Annotated in this window: 12 protein-coding genes and 3 pseudogenes; 10 read left to right on the top strand and 5 right to left on the bottom strand. The window is 70.0% G+C overall.

What is annotated here, in order from left to right:
• Positions 1–378: 378 nt before the first annotated feature.
• The 10 genes from ngcE to RH94_RS09330 all read left to right on the top strand — a co-directional run bounded on the left by ngcE (position 379) and on the right by RH94_RS09330 (position 13,884).
• Positions 379–1,824, top strand: coding sequence for an N-acetylglucosamine/diacetylchitobiose ABC transporter substrate-binding protein (gene ngcE, locus RH94_RS09375; protein ID WP_073947163.1), 1,446 nt, complete (start codon positions 379–381; stop codon positions 1,822–1,824).
• A gap of 57 nt (positions 1,825–1,881) precedes the next feature.
• Entirely contained in the window at positions 1,882–2,808 is a 927-nt protein-coding gene (locus RH94_RS09370; RefSeq protein WP_073947162.1) for a carbohydrate ABC transporter permease, read from the top strand.
• Positions 2,809–2,810: 2 nt separating this feature from the next.
• Entirely contained in the window at positions 2,811–3,743 is a 933-nt protein-coding gene (locus tag RH94_RS09365; protein ID WP_073947161.1) for a carbohydrate ABC transporter permease, read from the top strand.
• Positions 3,744–4,461: 718 nt separating this feature from the next.
• Positions 4,462–5,661 carry an ROK family transcriptional regulator gene (locus tag RH94_RS09360; RefSeq protein WP_073947160.1) on the top strand — a complete coding sequence of 400 codons (1,200 nt, stop codon included), beginning with the start codon at positions 4,462–4,464 and terminating at the stop codon, positions 5,659–5,661.
• 134 nt (positions 5,662–5,795) lie between these two features.
• On the top strand, positions 5,796–6,896 hold the full coding sequence (locus tag RH94_RS09355) for a substrate-binding domain-containing protein (RefSeq protein ID WP_073947159.1): 1,101 nt from the start codon (positions 5,796–5,798) through the stop codon (positions 6,894–6,896).
• 180 nt (positions 6,897–7,076) lie between these two features.
• Positions 7,077–7,868: an ATP-binding cassette domain-containing protein gene (locus RH94_RS09350; RefSeq protein ID WP_073947158.1), complete on the top strand. Its 792-nt coding sequence runs from the start codon at positions 7,077–7,079 to the stop codon at positions 7,866–7,868.
• Complete coding sequence (locus RH94_RS09345) at positions 7,865–9,157, top strand: sugar ABC transporter permease (RefSeq protein ID WP_073947157.1); 1,293 nt, start codon at positions 7,865–7,867, stop codon at positions 9,155–9,157. The genes RH94_RS09350 and RH94_RS09345 overlap by 4 nt, the downstream gene beginning before the upstream one ends.
• A gap of 195 nt (positions 9,158–9,352) precedes the next feature.
• Complete coding sequence (dxs, locus tag RH94_RS09340) at positions 9,353–11,317, top strand: 1-deoxy-D-xylulose-5-phosphate synthase (RefSeq protein WP_073947156.1); 1,965 nt, start codon at positions 9,353–9,355, stop codon at positions 11,315–11,317.
• A 153-nt stretch (positions 11,318–11,470) separates the two neighbouring features.
• Positions 11,471–13,021 carry an amino acid permease gene (locus RH94_RS09335; protein ID WP_073947155.1) on the top strand — a complete coding sequence of 517 codons (1,551 nt, stop codon included), beginning with the start codon at positions 11,471–11,473 and terminating at the stop codon, positions 13,019–13,021.
• 134 nt (positions 13,022–13,155) lie between these two features.
• The gene (locus RH94_RS09330) at positions 13,156–13,884 is read left to right on the top strand and encodes a sulfite exporter TauE/SafE family protein (RefSeq protein WP_073947171.1); all 729 of its coding nucleotides are present in this window, start codon (positions 13,156–13,158) and stop codon (positions 13,882–13,884) included.
• A gap of 243 nt (positions 13,885–14,127) precedes the next feature.
• On the opposite strand, the pseudogene RH94_RS09325 reads toward RH94_RS09330, so the two are convergent.
• The 5 genes and pseudogenes from RH94_RS09325 to RH94_RS42870 form a co-directional block, all read right to left on the bottom strand.
• Positions 14,128–14,541 (bottom strand): annotated as a pseudogene (locus RH94_RS09325) (hypothetical protein); the annotation flags it as partial.
• A 158-nt stretch (positions 14,542–14,699) separates the two neighbouring features.
• The gene (locus RH94_RS09320; protein ID WP_073947154.1) at positions 14,700–16,829 is read right to left on the bottom strand and encodes a 3-hydroxyacyl-CoA dehydrogenase NAD-binding domain-containing protein; all 2,130 of its coding nucleotides are present in this window, start codon (positions 16,827–16,829) and stop codon (positions 14,700–14,702) included.
• 111 nt (positions 16,830–16,940) lie between these two features.
• On the bottom strand, positions 16,941–18,044 hold a 1,104-nt coding region (locus RH94_RS09315; protein ID WP_234425647.1), incomplete at its 3' end, for a thiolase family protein.
• Between the two features lie 130 nt (positions 18,045–18,174).
• A pseudogene (locus tag RH94_RS42875) lies at positions 18,175–18,512 on the bottom strand (substrate-binding domain-containing protein); the annotation flags it as partial.
• A gap of 1 nt (position 18,513) precedes the next feature.
• Positions 18,514–18,734 (bottom strand): annotated as a pseudogene (locus tag RH94_RS42870) (LacI family transcriptional regulator); the annotation flags it as partial.

Here is an 18,734-nt window from a genome sequence, read left to right as displayed (position 1 = left end):
GTCAAGGGTGTTGAGTGTGGCATTCGGGCGCAAAGCCGTGAATATTTCCGTCGGGAAGGATCGCGGGCGGCTCATATTCCGGCCGAGGTCTCAACTCGGAAAAGACCGACGGGGAACCTTGCATTCGATCTTGCTCAGCCGACGGAAAGTGGACTATACCTGTCGGCGTCCGTCTGGCCGTTCACACGACCGTCAGGCGGGCCCGGGAGGAGCCGGAAAGGTGGTTCGACGTGCGAAACGCGCCGGCTTCCTTGTTTTCCCGCCGGTCCCGGTAGATGACGCACGAAGTAACTCCTGCACGACCCAGCTTGACCCGACCGCGGTGCCGGGGAGGATCCGGTTCACCGCCTGAGTCCTGGAGAAAGCGAGGACTTGAGCATGGGATCCACTTCCGCCGAGAACCACACGGGCGTCGGCCGCCGGGATCTGATCAAGCGGTCCGCCGCACTCGGCCTGATCGGCGTTCCCGCGATGGGCTTCCTGTCCGCGTGCGCCAGCGGTGGCGGCAGCGGCCAGGACAAGGCCGAGGCCGGCAAGAAGACCGAGAAGAACCCGCTCGGCGTCAACGACACCGCGCAGATGGAATTCGTACTGTTCGACGGCGGCTTCGGCAAGGAGTACGCCGAGGACGCCGTGAAGGTCTACGAGAGGGACTTCCCCAAGACCAAGGTGAAGTTCTCCGCCACCCAGAAGATCCAGTCCACGCTCCAGCCGCGCTTCAACCAGGGCACCCCGCCGGACCTCATCGACAACTCCGGCGCCGAGCAGATGGACATGGGCGTCCTCGTCGGCAAGAACCAGCTCGCGGACCTCACCCCGCTGCTGGACGCGCCGTCCTACGACGACCCGGCCAAGAAGGTCCGCGACACGCTGCGCCCGGGCATCGTGGAGATGGGCCAGTTCGACGGCAAGCCGGTGTGGATCCTCTACTACGCCTACACGGTGTACGGCGTGTGGTACTCGCAGAAGGCCCTGGACTCGCTCGACGAGCGGTACCCGGAGACCTGGGACGAGATGCTCAAGGTCTGCGAGAAGGCCAAGAAGAAGGGCATGGCCGGCTGGACGTACGCCGGCAAGTACCCGTACTACATCCCCTTCTCGCTCTACCCGATGATCGGCAAGGTCGGCGGCCGCGAGGTCCTGGACGCCATCGACAACCTCGAGCCGGGCGCCTGGAAGCACCCGGCGGTCAAGGCCTGCTTCGAGGCCTACTACGAGCTCTACCGGAAGGGCTACGTCCTCAAGGGCACCCCGGGCCTGGACCACATCCAGTCGCAGACCGCCTGGGCCAAGGGCAAGGCGCTGTTCCTCCCGAACGGCTCCTGGGTGGAGAACGAGTCCGCCAACGTCATCCCGCGGGACTTCGACCTCGCCGTCTCCGCGCCCACCGGCATCGACGGCTCCGACAAGATGCCCTTCGGCACCATCTGGGCCTCCGGCGGCGAGCCCTTCGTCGTCCCGGCCAAGGCGAAGAACGCCGAGGGCGGCATGGAACAGCTGCGCATCATGCTCGGCGAGGCGTCCTCGAAGAACTTCACCGCCAAGGTGAAGTCGCTGACCGCGTACAACGGCGGCACCAGCGGCATCGACCTCACCCCGGGTCTGAAGTCCGGTGTGGCGGCGCTGGAGAAGGCCGGCTCCAACGTGGTGAACCCGCGGCTGCAGGACTGGTACGTGCAGCTGCAGAAGGAGAAGATCGGTGTGTCCGGCATCGGCGAGATGATGGCCGGCCGCCTCACCCCGGCCGAGGCCGTCAAGAAGATCCAGGGCTTCGCCGACGAGGCCGCGAAGGACACGTCGGTCAAGCACTACAAGCACCAGTGAGCCCTTGAGGAACCGTCACCAGCGGCACCACCCGCCCAGAGAACGGGGTCGGCAGCAATGCAGCACGGCAAGTACCGGTTCATCGTGGGGTTCCTGGCGGCACCCCTGGGGCTGTACGCGCTTCTCGTGATCTGGCCGTTCATCCAGTCCATCTACTACTCGTTCACGGACTGGACCGGCCTGAGCCCCGACTTCGCGATGGTCGGCTTCGACAACTACCAGAGGATGTTCGACGACGAGATCTTCTGGAAGTCGTTGCGGCACAGCCTGCTGTTCGCCCTGCTGCTGCCGCTGGTGACGATCGGTCTGGCGCTGTTCTTCGCCTTCATGATCAATGTGGGCGGGCGGCACCGCAGGGGCGGGCCGGCTATCTCCGGTGTCCGCGGCTCCTCGTTCTACAAGATCGTCTACTTCTTCCCGCAGGTGCTGTCCATCGCGATCGTGGCCCTGCTGTTCGCCTTCGCGTACAACCCGGACAGCGGTGCGATCAACTCCGTGCTGCGCGGGATCGGGCTCGACGGCGTCCAGCCGCTGTGGCTGGGCGACCCGAACCTCGCCCTGTGGTGCGTGATGGCGGTGCTCGTCTGGTCCACGGTCGGCTTCTTCGTGGTCCTCTTCTCCGCCGGCATGGCCTCCATCCCGGCGGACCTCTACGAGGCCGCGCTGCTGGACGGCGCCGGCCGGTTCACCACCTTCTTCCGGATCACCCTGCCGCTGCTGTGGGACACCGTGCAGTCCGGCTGGGTCTACATGGGCATCCTCGCCCTCGGCGCGGAGTCGTTCGCGGTCGTACAGATCATGACGACCGGGCCGGGCGGCCCCGACTACTCGACCACCGTCATGGTCCTGTACGTGTACCAGAAGGCGTTCCGTGACGGTCAGGCCGCCTACGCCACCACGATCGGCGTCGCCCTGCTCGTCGTCACGCTGGCCTTCGCCGCGGTCGTGATGCGGCTGGGGCGGCGCGAGCGGCTGGAGTTCTGATCTTGAAAACGACCGAGACCCCCGCCCCCGCCCCCGTCCCGGCCGATTCCGGTGCCGGCGTTTCCAGGGCCGGTTTTCCGGCGGACGGAAAACCGGGCGGGAGGAAACGGGAGGGCGAAGTCCTCAACGTCTTCTCGCACGGCATTCTGGTCATCTGGGCGATCATGGTGGTCATGCCGCTGGTGTGGGCGGTGATGACGTCCTTCAAGGACGACGGCTCCATCTTCGGCTCGCCCTGGTCGCTGCCGGACAGGCTGCACTTCGAGAACTGGGCGCGGGCCTGGAGCGACGCCCACATGAGTGACTACTTCCTCAACACCGTGCTGGTGGTGGGTGGTTCGCTCGTCGGCACGCTGGTGCTCGGCTCGATGGCGGCGTACGTGCTGGCCCGGTTCGAATTCCCGGGCAACCGGTTCATCTACTACCTGTTCATCGGCGGCATGAGTTTTCCGATCATGCTCGCGCTGGTCCCGTTGTTCTACGTCGTGAACAACATGGGGCTGCTGAACACCATTCACGGTCTGATCCTGGTCTACATCGCCTATTCGCTGCCCTTCACGGTCTTCTTCCTGACCGCTTTCTTCCGGACCCTGCCGACCACGGTGGCCGAGGCCGCCTTCGTGGACGGTGCCTCGCACACCCGGACGTTCTTCCAGATCATGCTGCCGATGGCCAAGCCCGGCCTGATCAGCGTGGGCATCTTCAACTTCCTCGGGCAGTGGAACCAGTACATGCTGCCGACGGTCCTGAACACCGACCCGGACAAGCACGTGCTCACCCAGGGCCTGGTCCAGCTGGCCGTCAGCCAGGGGTACAAGGGCGACTGGTCGGGCCTCTTCGCCGGCCTGGTGATGGCCATGCTGCCGGTCCTGGCCGCGTACATCGTCTTCCAGCGCCAGGTGGTCCAGGGCCTGACGGCCGGCGCCCTGAAGTAACACCGGGCGCCCGTTCTCGCGCCCCGGGGCCCGCCCGCACCAGGCCCCCGGGCCCGGGTGGGGGCCTGTCGGACCGCGGGGCCCGGGGCGCGTGGCCCCTGGTCCCGAGTTCGTGCGCCAGGCCTCGCGCTCACGGACCAGGCACACGGGCTCACGCGCCCGTGTGCCACAGGCCCCGGCCTCCGGCCACAGGCCCCGGCCTCCGGCCGCAGGCACCGGCCACGCCCCACCCCGGTGGGTACAGGGGCACGCACGGGACGGGGATCCGCGAGAACGGGAACGGACCTGGCTGCGGGGGTGTGCGGGGCCGGCTCGGCGTGGGCTGCCGGGGTCCCCGGGTACACGGCCCCGGCACCGCCTCCGTCCCCGGTCGCGGCGGGCGGGGCGGCCCGCCCGGGCACCCTGCCGGGCACCCTGCGGGCACCGCTTCCGGGTGTTCCGGGGTTGGACGCGCGCGTGCCCGCCCGGCCCGTGTACGACCGGCCGTCCCTGCCCTGGCGGCCGTTCCGCGCCCCGTTCGCGCCGCCCTCCCCGGCCCGCGGAGCGGCTCGTCCAGGGCCGCCCGGCAGCGCCTTGCCACGCCTTCGTTCATGTGTCCAAGGAGCCGTATAACGGTTCAACCTCTTGACGGGAGGCAACCCGAACAGCTCAGCTTAGAGTTCACTAGTTGGACATGGTCGGGGCCTCACCGGAGCGGCCCCGCGCTCAGGAGGTCGTCGTGGAGACTCCAGGGTCGCAGTCGTCGCTGCACCGAGCCAACCTGGAGCGGGTCGTACGCGCCGTGCGGCTGGCGGGATCGCTCACGCAGGCGGAGATCGCGAGGACCACGGGTCTGTCCGCGGCGACCGTCTCCAATATCGTGCGCGAGCTCAAGGACGGGGGAACGGTCCAGGTCACCCCCACGTCCGCGGGCGGACGCCGGGCCCGCAGCGTGTCGTTGAGCGGGGACGCCGGCATCGTGATCGGCGTCGATTTCGGTCACACGCACCTACGGGTCGCGATCGGCAATCTGGCCCACCAGGTGCTCGCCGAGGAGTCCGAGCCGCTGGACGTGGACGCCTCCTCGGCCCAGGGCTTCGACCGGGCGGAGGAGCTGGTCAACCGCCTGATCGAGGCAACGGGCATCGACCGTGCCAAGATCGCCGGCATGGGGGTCGGCGTACCCGGCCCGATCGACGTCGAGTCCGGCACCCTGGGCTCCACGGCGATCCTGCCGGGCTGGACGGGCGTCAAGCCCGCCGAGGAGCTGCGGGGGCGCCTCGGCGTGCCGGTGCACGTGGACAACGACGCCAACCTCGGCGCCCTGGGCGAGCTGGTCTGGGGCAGCGGCCGGGGCGTGCGCGACCTGGCGTACATCAAGATCGCCAGCGGCGTGGGCGCCGGCCTGGTGATCAACGGCAGGATCTACCGCGGCCCCGGCGGTACCGCGGGTGAGATCGGCCACATCACCCTCGACGAGTCCGGCCCGGTCTGCCGCTGCGGGAACCGGGGCTGCCTGGAGACCTTCGCCGCCGCCCGGTACGTGCTGCCGCTGCTCCAGCCCAGTCACGGCACCGACCTGACCCTGGAGGGCGTCGTACGGCTGGCACGGGAGGGGGACCCGGGCTGCAGGCGGGTGATCGCCGACGTCGGCCGGCACGTCGGCAGCGGCGTCGCCAACCTCTGCAACCTGCTCAACCCCAGCCGGGTCGTCCTCGGCGGCGACCTCGCGGAGGCCGGTGAGCTGGTCCTGGCGCCGATAAGGGAGTCCGTCGCCCGCTACGCGATCCCCAGTGCCGCCCGACGGCTCTCCGTGCTTCCGGGGGCTCTCGGGAGCCGCGCGGAGGTCCTCGGGGCGCTCGCCCTGGCGCTCAGCGAAATGGGCGATTCGACCCTGTTGGACGGGACCCTGCACCTGGCGACGCCTGCCTTCACTTAGAGAACGGATGGCACCGTTGCCATCTCGTTAAGTATTTACTTCTTGACGTCGCACGCGCGGCCGAGTTGACTTCCAGCCACCTCGGCCGCAACGACGCGGCCTCGTCAGGGAGGTTTGAAGAAGTGAACACGCGTATGCGTCGCGCGGCCGTCGCCGTTGCCGCTGGTGCCATGGCCGTCTCGCTCGCCGCCTGTGGCAGCGCCAAGGAGGCCGACGGTGGCTCCTCGAAGTCGTCCGGCAGCGAGAAGAAGGGCGACGACATCAAGGTCGGCCTGCTCCTGCCTGAGAACCAGACCGCTCGTTACGAGAAGTTCGACAAGCCCCTGATCGAGAAGAAGATCGCGGAGCTGACGAACAACAAGGGCAAGGTCGTCTACGCCAACGCCAAGCAGGACGCCACCCTGCAGAGCCAGCAGGTCGAGACGATGATCACCAACAAGGTGGACGTCCTGATCCTGGACGCGGTGGACGCCGCCGCCATCAAGAACTCGGTGCAGAAGGCCAAGGACGCCGGCATCCCGGTCGTCGCCTACGACCGACTGGCGCAGGGCCCGATCGACGCCTACACCTCGTTCGACAACGTGACCGTCGGCAAGACCCAGGGCGAGGCGCTGCTGAAGGCGCTGGGCGACAAGGCCAAGTCCGGCAAGATCGTCATGATGAACGGCTCCTCCACCGACCCGAACGCCGCGCAGTTCAAGCAGGGCGCCCACGAGGCGCTGGACGGCAAGGTGGACATCGGCAAGGAGTACGACACCAAGGAGTGGAAGCCGGAGAACGCCAACTCCAACATGGAGGGCGCCATCTCCGCCCTCGGCAAGAAGAACATCATCGGCGTCTACTCCGCCAACGACGGCATGGCCGGCGGCATCATCACCGCCCTGAAGGCCGCCGGCATCAAGGTCCCGGTCACCGGTCAGGACGCCGAACTCGCGGGTGTGCAGCGCATCGTCTCCGGTGAGCAGTACATGAGCGTCTACAAGCCGTACGCCCCCGAGGCCGACGCCGCCGCCGAGATGGCCGTCGCGCTCGCCCAGGGCAAGTCGCTCGACTCCATCGCCAAGGACAAGGTCGACAGCCCGACCACCAAGGGCGTCCCCTCGATCCTGGTCGCGGTCACCTCGCTGACCCAGGACAACATCCAGGACACCGTCGTCAAGGACGGCGTCTACACCGTCGCGGACATCTGCACGGCCCAGTACAAGAAGGCCTGCGACAAGCTCGGTCTGAAGTAAGCGACGCGAGCGCCTTCCCCGCCAGGGGAGTTCGTCCCTGAACTCCCCTGGCGGGACGCGCACCCAAGGCTCCCTCCGGCGCCCCGCGTATCCAAAGCCCCGCAAGCTCGTGCGGGGCGCCGGACGGAACAACCCCCCAATTTTCTGCACAACCTTCCGCCGGGTCAGGCGGCGAAGGAGATGGTTCACGTGTCCGCTACGCCCGTGCTGGCGTTGCGCGGGGTCTCCAAGCGGTTCGGTGCCGTCCAGGCGCTCACCGACGTAGAGCTTGAGGTCCACGCCGGTGAAGTGGTCGCCCTGGTGGGCGACAACGGAGCCGGAAAGTCCACGCTGGTCAAGACGATCGCCGGCGTGCACCCCATCGATGAGGGCGTCATCGAGTGGGAAGGCAAGGCCGTTCAGGTCAACAAGCCGAACGACGCCCAGAACCTGGGCATCGCGACGGTGTACCAGGACCTCGCGCTGTGCGACAACATCGACGTCGTCGGCAACCTCTTCCTGGGCCGGGAGATCCGCAGGCGCGGTGCCCTGGACGAGGTGGAGATGGAGCGCCGCTCCCGCGAACTGCTGGACACCCTGTCCATCCGCATCCCCAGCGTCCGTATCCCGATCGCCTCGCTCTCCGGCGGTCAGCGCCAGGTCGTGGCCATCGCCCGCTCCATGCTCGGCGAGCCCAAGCTGGTCATCCTCGACGAGCCCACCGCCGCCCTCGGTGTCGAGCAGACCGCGCAGGTCCTCGACCTGGTCGAGCGGCTGCGTGAGCGCGGTCACGCCGTGATCCTCATCAGCCACAACATGGCCGACGTCAAGGCCGTCGCCGACAAGGTGGCCGTCCTGCGTCTGGGGCGCAACAACGGCGTCTTCGAGGTCGAGTCGACCTCGCAGGAAGAGATCATCTCCGCCATCACCGGTGCCACGGACAACGCCGTGACCCGCCGTGCGGCGCGCACCAACGGGGAGAGCAAGAAGTGAGCATCGACAAGACCTCCACGCCCCCCGAGGAAAGCGCCGTGGTGAACACCGAGGCGGCCGCCGGCGCGGCGACCGCGGTGGACCCCCGGCTGCTGGTGCGCGAGCAGGGTTTCGCGGGCTACGTCACCGAGTTCAAGCGCAAGATGAAGGCCGGTGACCTGGGTTCCATACCGGTCGTCGTCGGTCTGGCGATCATCTGGATCATCTTCCAGAGCCTGAACTCCAACTTCCTCACCGCGGGCAACCTCTCCGACATCTCCGTCGCCATGGTCGGCACGGGCATGATCGCCGTCGGCATCGTGTTCGTCCTGCTGCTCGGCGAGATCGACCTGTCGGTCGGCTCGGTCTCCGGTGTCGCGGGCGCCACCTTCGCGGTGCTGAACATCACGCACGGGATGAACGAGGTGCTGGCCCTGGTGCTGGCCATCCTCACCGGCACGGCGGCCGGCGCCATCCACGGCTTCGTCTTCGCCCGCATCGGCGTGCCCGCCTTCGCCGTGACGCTGGCCGGCCTGCTGTTCTGGCAGGGCTTCATGCTCCAGATCCTCGGCAGCAACGGCACCATCAACCTCGACAGCGAAGGCATCGTCGCCAAGCTCACCAGCTACTACTTCAGCGACGTCGCCGCCGCCTACGGGCTCGCCGTCGTGGCCGTCGCCGGGTACTTCCTGACCTCCTTCCTGGGCAACCGCCGCCGTGAGGCCGCCGGGATCCCCTCCCGCCCGCTCAGCGACCTCGTGCTGCGCACCGTGCTGCTGGCCGTCGTCTCCTTCGCCGTGGCGATCGTCTACAACCAGCACAAGGGCCTGCCCCTCGCCGTGGTGATCTTCCTGGCGGTGCTGGTGTTCACCGACTTCGTGCTGCGCCGCACGGCGTACGGGCGCAAGGTGTTCGCGCTCGGCGGCAGCGTCGAGGCCTCCCGGCGTGCCGGTATCAACGTGGAGCTGGTCCGGATCTCGGTCTTCGCGATCGCCGGCACCTTCGCCGCGATCGGCGGCCTCTTCGTCGCCTCGAAGATCGCCTCCGCCAACCAGGGCGCGGGCACCGGTGAGTTCCTGATGAACGTCATCGCCGCGGCCGTGATCGGCGGTACGTCCCTGTTCGGCGGCCGCGGCCGCACCTGGAACGCGCTCCTCGGTGTGCTGGTGATCGTCTCGATCCAGTACGGCCTCGCCCTGGAGGGCATCGCCGCCCCGGTCCAGTACATGATCACCGGTGGCGTCCTGCTGGCGACCGTCATCATCGACGCGGTCACCCGCAAGACCCAGAAGACGGCGGGCCGCGCCTAGAGAGGCGGCCCATCCGGAACCGTGCCCGGCACCCGTGGCGGTGCCGGGCACGGTCGTGTCATGACACGGCTCGTACCGGGGTACGGCCGTTCGCGTGACGTATGACCCCCCGCCCGGGCACCGGCCGCCCGGACGGAACATTAGACTCGACCCGCCCGGTAACAGCTCGATCAGCTCTACTGCAAGGAGGCACGGGTGCCGCTGCTGACCCGCATCAGGGGACCGCGCGATCTGGACCGGCTCAACTCGGAGGAGCTGGACCGGCTGGCGGAGGAGATCCGGACCTTCCTCGTCACCGAGGTCTCCAAGACCGGCGGCCACCTCGGCCCCAACCTCGGTGTGGTCGAGCTGACCATCGCCCTGCACCGCGTCTTCGACTCGCCGAAGGACAAGGTGCTGTGGGACACCGGTCACCAGTCCTACGTGCACAAGCTGCTCACCGGCCGCCAGGACTTCTCCCGGCTGAAGATGAAGGGCGGCCTGTCCGGCTACCCCTCGCAGGCCGAGTCCGAGCACGACGTCATCGAGAACAGCCACGCCTCCACCGTGCTGGGCTGGGCCGACGGCATCGCCAAGGCCAACCAGCTGCTGGAGCGGGACAGCCACGTCGTCGCGGTCATCGGTGACGGCGCGCTGACCGGCGGCATGGCCTGGGAGGCGCTGAACAACATCGCCGACGCCAAGGACCGCCCCCTCGTCATCGTCGTCAACGACAACGAGCGCTCCTACGCCCCGACCATCGGCGGCCTCGCCAACCACCTCGCCACCCTGCGCACCACCGACGGCTACGAGCGCTTCCTCGCCCGCACCCGGGAGATGCTGGAGCGCACCCCGGTCGTCGGCAGACCGCTGTACGAGACGCTGCACGGCGCCAAGAAGGGCCTGAAGGACTTCATCGCCCCGCAGGGCATGTTCGAGGACCTGGGTCTGAAGTACGTCGGCCCCATCGACGGCCACGACATCGAGGCCCTGGAGTCGGCGCTGTCCCGCGCCAAGCGGTTCGGCGGCCCCGTCATCGTGCACTGCCTCACCGAGAAGGGCCGCGGCTACCAGCCCGCCCTGCAGGACGAGGCCGACCGCTTCCACGCCGTCGGCAAGATCCACCCCGACACCGGTCTGCCGATCGCCACCTCCGGCGCCGACTGGACCAGTGTCTTCGGCGACGAGATGGTCAAGCTCGGCAAGGAGCGCAAGGACGTCGTCGCCATCACCGCGGCCATGCTCCAGCCGGTCGGCCTGGACAAGTTCGCCAAGGCCTTCCCCGACCGGATCTACGACGTCGGCATCGCCGAGCAGCACGGCGCCGTCTCCGCGGCCGGCCTCGCCCACGCCGGCGTGCACCCCGTCTTCGCCGTCTACGCCACCTTCCTCAACCGCGCCTTCGACCAGGTCCTGATGGACGTGGCCCTGCACAAGTGCGGCGTCACCTTCGTCCTGGACCGGGCCGGCGTCACCGGCACCGACGGCGCCTCCCACAACGGCATGTGGGACATGTCGATCCTCCAGGTCGTCCCCGGCCTGCGCCTGGCCGCCCCGCGCGACGCCGACCAGGTCCGCGCCCAGCTGCGCGAGGCCGTCGAGGTGGACGACGCCCCGACCGTGGTCCGCTTCTCCAAGGGCGCCGTCGGCCCCGCCGTACCCGCCGTGGGCCGCGTCGGCGGCATGGACGTCCTGCGCGAGCCCGGCACCGACTCCCCGGACGTCCTCCTCGTCTCCGTCGGCGCCCTCGCCCCGATGTGCCTGGAGGTGGCCTCGCTCCTCGACAAGCAGGGCATCTCCACCACCGTCGTCGACCCGCGCTGGGTCAAGCCGGTCGACGAGGCCATGGCCCCGCTCGCCGAGCGGCACCGCGTGGTCGTCACCGTCGAGGACAACTCCCGCGTCGGCGGCGTCGGCTCGGCCATCGCCCAGGCCCTGCGGGACGCCGGCGTCGACGTACCGCTGCGCGACTTCGGCATCCCGCCGCGCTTCCTCGACCACGCCTCCCGTGCCGAGGTGCTCGCGGAGATCGGCCTGACCGCGCCGGACATCGCCCGCCAGGTCACGGGCCTGGTCTCCAGGCTGGACGGCCTTCCCCACTCCCGGCTCCGCTCGAACGGGAGGACCCCCGCCGAGCGCCCGGCCGCCGAGGCCGACCCGGTGCAGTCCGCGCGCGACTGACCCACCGGGCCCGGCGCCAGGACCGAACGGGCCGGTTCCGCGACCTCCTTCAGGTGGCGGAACCGGCCCCGCTGCGTGAACCTGCCAGTGCCGGGGCACACGCGTCCCCAGCCCCTCGGTCCCGCCGAGGGCGACACACCGGGGAGGCAGACCGTGAGCAGCACGCTCCTCAGGACGAAGAACGTGGAGCAGTCGATCCAGGACACCGAGGAGCCGGAGCACGCGCTGCGGAAATCCCTCTCCGCCCTCGATCTGACCGTCTTCGGCATCGGTGTCATCATCGGCACCGGAATCTTCGTCCTCACCGGCACGGCCGCGAAGGACCACGCCGGCCCCGCCGTGTCCCTGTCCTTCGTCGTGGCCGGAGTGGTCTGCGCGCTCGCCGCGCTCTGCTACGCCGAGTTCGCCTCCACGGTCCCGGTGGCCGGGTCCGCCTACACCTTCTCCTACGCCTCGCTCGGCGAGCTGCCCGCCTGGATCATCGGCTGGGACCTGGTGCTGGAACTCGCACTCGGCACGGCGGTGGTCTCCGTCGGCTGGTCCGGCTACATCCACTCGCTGCTCGACAACGCGGGCTGGCACCTGCCCGCGTACCTCGGGGGAAGGGACAACGCGACCGGCTTCGGCTTCGACATCCTCGCCGCCCTCCTCGTGCTGGTCCTCACCGCCGTCCTCGTCCTCGGGATGAAGCTCTCCGCGCGGGTCACCTCGGTCGTCGTCGCCATCAAGGTGGCCGTCGTGCTCGTCGTGATCGTCGCGGGAGCGTTCTTCATCAAGGGCGCCAACTACCAGCCGTTCATCCCGCCGGCGCAGCCGGTGACGGCGGGCGGCACGCTCAGGGCACCCCTGATCGAGCTGATGATCGGCTGGGCGCCGTCCAACTTCGGCGTGATGGGCATCTTCACCGCCGCGTCCGTCGTCTTCTTCGCCTTCATCGGCTTCGACGTCGTGGCCACCGCCGCCGAGGAGACCCGCAACCCGCAGCGCGACGTGCCGCGCGGCATCCTCGGCTCGCTGATCATCTGCACCGCGCTGTACGTCGGCGTGTCGATCGTCGTCACCGGCATGCAGAAGTACAGCGCGCTGTCCGTGGACGCGCCGCTCGCCGACGCGTTCAAGTCCACCGGGCACCCGTGGTTCGCGGGTCTGATCAGCTTCGGCGCCGCGATCGGCCTGACCACGGTGTGCATGATCCTGCTGCTCGGCCAGGCCCGGGTGTTCTTCGCGATGAGCCGGGACGGGCTGCTGCCCCGGTTCTTCTCGCACACCCACCCGCGCTTCCGCACCCCGTACCGGCCGACCATCCTGCTCGGCGTGATCATCGCCGTCGTCGCGGGCTTCACCAGCCTGAGCGTCCTGGCCGAGCTGGTGAACATCGGCACGCTGTTCGCGTTCGTCGTCGTCGCGCTCAGCGTGATCATCCTCCGCAGGACCCGCCCCGACCTGCCCCGCGCCTTCCGGACCCCGCTGGTCCCGTACCTTCCCGTCCTCTCGGTGCTCGCCTCCCTGTGGCTGATGCTGAACCTGCCCGCCGAGACCTGGGTCCGCTTCGGCATCTGGATGGTGATCGGCTTCGTGGTCTACTTCCTCTACGGCCGCACGCACAGCCGGCTCGCCCGGGACGGCGGCCGGGGCCGGCCTCAACCTCAAGGCCAGGGTCAGGGTCAGGGGAGCCGCCAGGCGGACGGCGGGAGCACGTCCTAGCGGCGGCAGGCGGTACGGCGGCGGACCGTCCGAGGGCATCCCCGGGCGGTCGGCGTTCGCCTGCCCGTTAGTGTGCGCGGGAGAGACGGGGGCGGGCGGACCGCCCCGGGGGTAGTGGGCCGAAGAGGATGTACGTGACGACGACCCTGATCACCGAGGTGGCACTGATCATCGTGCTGGCGTCGTTCGCGCAGGCGCTGAGCGGCTTCGGGTTCGCGCTGGTGGCCGTGCCGCTGCTGGCCCTGCTGACCAGCGCCCAGAACGCCATCGTCGTGGTCACCTCGCTGGGCCTGGTGCTCTCGCTGGCGGCCTGCGTCCACCAGAGGGACCACGTCAATGTGCGCACCGCGAGCCTGGTGAGCGGAGCGGGCCTCGTGGGCATGCCGCTCGGGCTGCTCGCGGTGACGGTGCTCAGCGCGGGTGCGCTGTCCGTCCTCATCGCCTGTGCCGTGCTGGTGTTCGCCGTCCTGATCGGCCGTGGCATGACCTTCCGGCGCGGGACGGGCCCCACCGTCCTCTCGGGTTTCGCCAGTGGGGCGCTGCTGACCTCGACCGGGATGAACGGACCGCCGCTGGTCGCCACCTTCCAGGCCATGGGGCTGGCGCCCCGTGAGTTCCGGGCGACGCTCCAGGCCACGTTCTGCGTCCAGAACGCCCTGGCACTCACGGGCTTCCTCGCCGTCGGCCGGCTGACCGCGGACAGCCTGCTGCTGGCCGGCGCGGGGCTCCCCGGTCTGCTGGTGGGCTGGTGGTGCGGGGACCGGGTCTTCGCCCGTACGGATCCGGCGCGCTTCAAGAAGATCGTCCTGGGGGTGCTGGTCGCCAGCGCCTGTGTGTCGCTGTACCAGGCCGCGCTGAACTGACACGCGGGACCGACCGCGACCCCGCCCCACCACCGCCCCCTGGCAACCGGCCCCGTCCCGGACCCGCGTCGGCCCTGGACCGGGCCCTGGACCGGGCCCTGGGCCGGACCCGGGCCCCACCCGGGCCTTCCTCGGTCCGGGGCCGGCCCGTGATCACTGCTCCTGGCCGGAGGCGCCCCGGCCGCCGGAACCGGGATCGGGGCCGGGGCCGGAACCGGGACGGGGAGCCGGCTCTTGGGCGGGGCCGTGCACCGCGCGTGGTCCCACCGTGCCGGCGCCCACCGCGGTGACCCGGTGGCGCAGTTCGCGGTCGGCGGTGACGACCACCCGGACCCGGTCCACCGCGGCGGCGGCCAGCCGGACGATGTGGTCGTCACCGCTGCCGGGGGCCTCCTCGACCCGTACACCGGGCACGGACGGCACGCCCCGCGCGGCGCCCTCCAGGACCAGCACGATCTCCAGCGGGCCCGCCACACCGGGGACGCCACCGGCCGCGTACCCGGCGAGCCGGTCGCGCAGGCGTTCGGCGGCACCCCGCCGGTCCCGCCACCAGCCGTCGGGGACGGAGCCGACGACATTGGCGCCGTCGACGATCAGCAGAGTGGGGGCAGGGCCCGGGGAGTGTTCTGCTTCCGCGGTGGGCGGCGGGGTCGGCATCCGGGGGTCCTTCCGGTCGGCGTCGGGCGCGGGCCCACCGCATCCACGACGTGGGCCGTGAGCCGTGTCCATGGTGCGGCCTTCCGGCCCGGGCCCGGACCGACGTGCTGCGGAACCGGTGAGGGGCTGTACGGGATTCCCGTACAGCCCCTCCGCCGTCACGCCGGGACGCTCGCCACGCCCGGCTGGAGGAACCGCTTGCCGTTCACCCGTTCCGAGACGCCCTCGCGGTCCAGGTACGGCGTGACGCCGCCCAGGTGGAAGGGCCAGCCGGCGCCGGTGATCAGGCAGAGGTCGATGTCCTGGGCCTCGGCGACGACGCCCTCGTCGAGCATCAGGCCGATCTCCTGGGCCACCGCGTCCAGGACGCGGGCGCGGACCTGCTCCTCCGTCAGGACCACGTCGCCCTGCTTCAGGAGCGCGGCGACCTCCGGGTCCAGCTCGGGCTTGCCGGAGTCGTACGTGTAGAAGCCGCGCTTGCCCGCCTCGACGACCGCCTTGAGGTTCGGGGAGACCTTGAAGCGGTCCGGGAAAGCCTGGTTGAGGGTCTCCGAGACGTGCAGGCCGATCGCCGGGCCGACCAGTTCGAGCAGGACCAGCGGGGACATCGGCAGGCCCAGCGGCTCCACCGCCCTCTCCGCCACCTCGACCGGGGTGCCCTCGTCGATGACGTTCTGGATCTCGCCCATGAAGCGGGTCAGGATGCGGTTGACCACGAACGCCGGGGCGTCCTTGACCAGCACCGCGGTCTTCTTCAGCTTCTTGGCCACCGCGAAGGCGGTCGCCAGCGAGGCGTCGTCCGTCTTCTCGCCGCGGACGATCTCCAGGAGGGGGAGGATCGCGACCGGGTTGAAGAAGTGGAAGCCGACGACCCGCTCGGGGTGCTTCAGCTTCGACGCCATCTCCGTCACCGACAGGGAGGAGGTGTTGGTCGCCAGGATCGCGTGCGCCGGGGCGACCGCCTCGACCTCCGCGAACACCTGCTGCTTGACGCCGATCTCCTCGAAGACGGCCTCGATGACGAAGTCGGCGTCCGCGAAGCCCTCGGCCTTGTCCAGGACACCCGTCACCAGCGCCTTGAGGCGGTTGGCCTTGTCCTGGTTGATGCGGCCCTTGCCGAGCAGCTTGTCGATCTCGGCGTGGACGTAGCCCACGCCCTTGTCGACGCGCTCCTGGTCGATGTCGGTCAGGACGACCGGCACCTCCAGGCGGCGCAGGAAGAGCAGGGCGAGCTGGGAGGCCATCAGGCCCGCGCCGACCACGCCGACCTTCGTCACCGGACGGGCGAGGTTCTTGTCCGGGGCGCCCGCCGGGCGCTTGCCGCGCTTCTGGACGAGGTTGAACGCGTAGATGCCGGCGCGCAGCTCACCGCCCATGATCAGGTCCGCGAGGGCCTGGTCCTCGGCGTCGAAGCCCTGCTGCGGGTCGCCGTTCTTCGCGGCGGCGATGATGTCCAGGGCGCGGTAGGCGGCCGGGGCCGCGCCGTGCACCTTGGAGTCGGCGATGAACCGGCCGCGCGCGACGGCCTGGTCCCAGGCCTCACCGCGGTCGATCGCCGGGCGCTCGACCGCGATCTCGCCCTTGAGGACGGACGCCGTCCAGACCAGCGACTGCTCCAGGAAGTCCGCGCCCTCGAACAGCGCGTCGGCGATGCCGAGTTCGTAGACCTGCTTGCCCTTGAGCTGCCTGTTCTGGTTGAGGCTGTTCTCGATGATGACCGTGACGGCGTTGTCCGCGCCGATCAGGTTCGGCAGCAGCGTGCAGCCGCCCCAGCCGGGGACGAGGCCGAGGAAGACCTCGGGCAGGGAGAAGGCGGGCAGGGCCGCGGACACCGTGCGGTAGGTGCAGTGCAGGCCGACCTCGACGCCGCCGCCCATCGCCGCGCCGTTGTAGTAGGCGAAGGTGGGGACGGCGAGCTTCGACAGCCGCTTGAAGACCTCGTGGCCGCCCTTGCCGATGGCCAGCGCGTGCTCGTGCTCCTTGAGCAGCTCCACGCCCTTGAGGTCGGCGCCGACCGCGAAGATGAACGGCTTGCCGGTGACGCCGACGCCGACGATCTCGCCGTCCGCGGCCTCCTTCTCGACCTGGTCGACGGCGGCGTCGAGGTTCGCCAGCGACTGCGGGCCGAAGGTGGTCGGCTTGGTGTGGTCCAGGCCGTTGTCCAGGGTGATGAGGGCGAAGCGCCCGGCACCGAGGGGCAGGTCGAAGTGGCGTACGTGCGCCTGCGTGACGACCTCGTCCGGGAACAGCTCGGCCGCGCCCTTCAACAGCTCAGCAGTGGTGCTCACTTGTCGCCTCCGTCGAAGTGCGGGTTCTCCCAGATGACCGTGGCGCCCATGCCGAAGCCGACGCACATGGTGGTCAGGCCGTAACGGACCTGCGGCTGCTCCTCGAACTGNGGCCAGCTGCGTCATCAGACGGACGCCCGAGGAGGCCAGCGGGTGACCGAAGGCGATCGCGCCGCCGTACTGGTTGACGCGCTCGTCGTCGTCCGCGATGCCGTAGTGGTCGAGGAAGGCCAGGACCTGCACGGCGAAGGCCTCGTTGATCTCGAACAGGCCGATGTCACCGATGCCGAGCCCCGCCTTGGCCAGCGCCTTCTCGGTGGCCGGGATCGGGCCGTAGCCCATGACCTCCGGCTCCACGCCCGCGAAGGCGTAGGAGACCAGGCGCATCTTGACCGGCAGGTCGTTCTCGCGGGCGAACTCCTCGCTCGCGATGACCGAGGCGGTGGCGCCGTCGTTCAGGCCGGCCGCGTTGCCCGCGGTGACCCGGCCGTGCACACGGAACGGCGTCTTGAGGCTCGCCAGGTTCTCCAGGGTGGTGCCCGGGCGCATCGGCTCGTCCGCCGTGACCAGGCCCCAGCCCGTCTCGCCGCCCTCGGGGGTGGTGCGGCGCACCGAGATCGGCACCAGGTCGGCCTGGATCTTCCCGTTGGCGTACGCCTTGGCGGCCTTCTCCTGCGAGCGCACCGCGTACTCGTCGGCGCGCAGCTTGGTGAGGTGCGGGTAGCGGTCGTGCAGGTTCTCCGCGGTCATGCCCATGAACAGGGCGGACTCGTCGACCAGCTTCTCGCTGACGAACCGCGGGTTGGGGTCCACGCCCTCGCCCATCGGGTGGCGGCCCATGTGCTCGACACCGCCCGCGACGGCGACGTCGTACGCGCCGAAGGCGATGGAGCCGGAGACCGAGGTCACGGCGGTCAGCGCGCCCGCGCACATGCGGTCGATCGAGTAGCCGGGGACCGAGGTGGGCAGGCCCGCGAGGATGCCGGCGGTGCGGCCGATGGTCAGGCCCTGGTCGCCGATCTGCGTGGTGGCGGCGACGGCGACCTCGTCGATCTTCTTCGGGTCGAGGCCGGGGTTGCGGCGCAGCAGCTCCCGGATCGCCTTCACGACGAGGTCGTCGGCGCGGGTCTCGTGGTAGACGCCCTTCGGGCCCGCCTTGCCGAACGGGGTGCGGACGCCGTCGACGAAGACGACGTCCCTGACGGTACGAGGCACGATGGCTCTCCTCCAGGGTGCGGGGTGGCACTGCCGCGCAGCGCTGAGCGCGCGCTCAGGCCCCATGCTACTCATGGGTAATGTAGCTGCCCAGTCCCCGCGCCCACAGCGGTGAACATCACACCGGACATCACACCGACGGAGGAGCCGTCGACCCCCGTGGTGTCAGCACGGGAGTCGGCACGGTGTGCGAGCCCACCCCCCCTTCCCCGAAGAGGCCGAACAGCGTGCGGGCCACGTCCGCGCCGAAGCCGTGCACGTCGTGACTCATCGCGGACAGGGTCGGGTGGGTCAGCCGGCACAACTGCGAGTCGTCCCAGGCCAGCAGCGAGACGTCGGCCGGGACGCGCAGGCCCATCTCCGCGGCCACCGACAGTCCGGCGACCGCCATGATGTCGTTGTCGTAGACGATCGCGGTCGGCCGGTCCGAGGGGGCGGCGGTCAGCAGCGACCTCGTCGCCCGCGTCCNCCTCACCGGAGAAGTCGGTCGCCACCTGCCACGCCCCGGCCAGGTCCAGGCTCCGGGCGGCCGCGTCGAACGCCGCCGCCCGGATCGCCGTGTGCCCGAGGGCCGCCGCGCCGCCGACCCGGGCGATCCGCCGGTGCCCGAGCGCCGCCAGATAGCGCACCGCCTCGGTCACCGCCGTGGTGTCGTCCGTCCACACGGACGTGAGCCCCCCGGTCAGCGAC

It is taken from the genome of Streptomyces kebangsaanensis, from assembly GCF_001906585.1.
Taxonomy (GTDB): Bacteria; Actinomycetota; Actinomycetes; order Streptomycetales; family Streptomycetaceae; genus Streptomyces; species Streptomyces kebangsaanensis.
The sequence above is the reverse complement of the archived record's forward strand: the minus strand, read 5'-3'. Positions and strand labels throughout refer to the sequence as shown.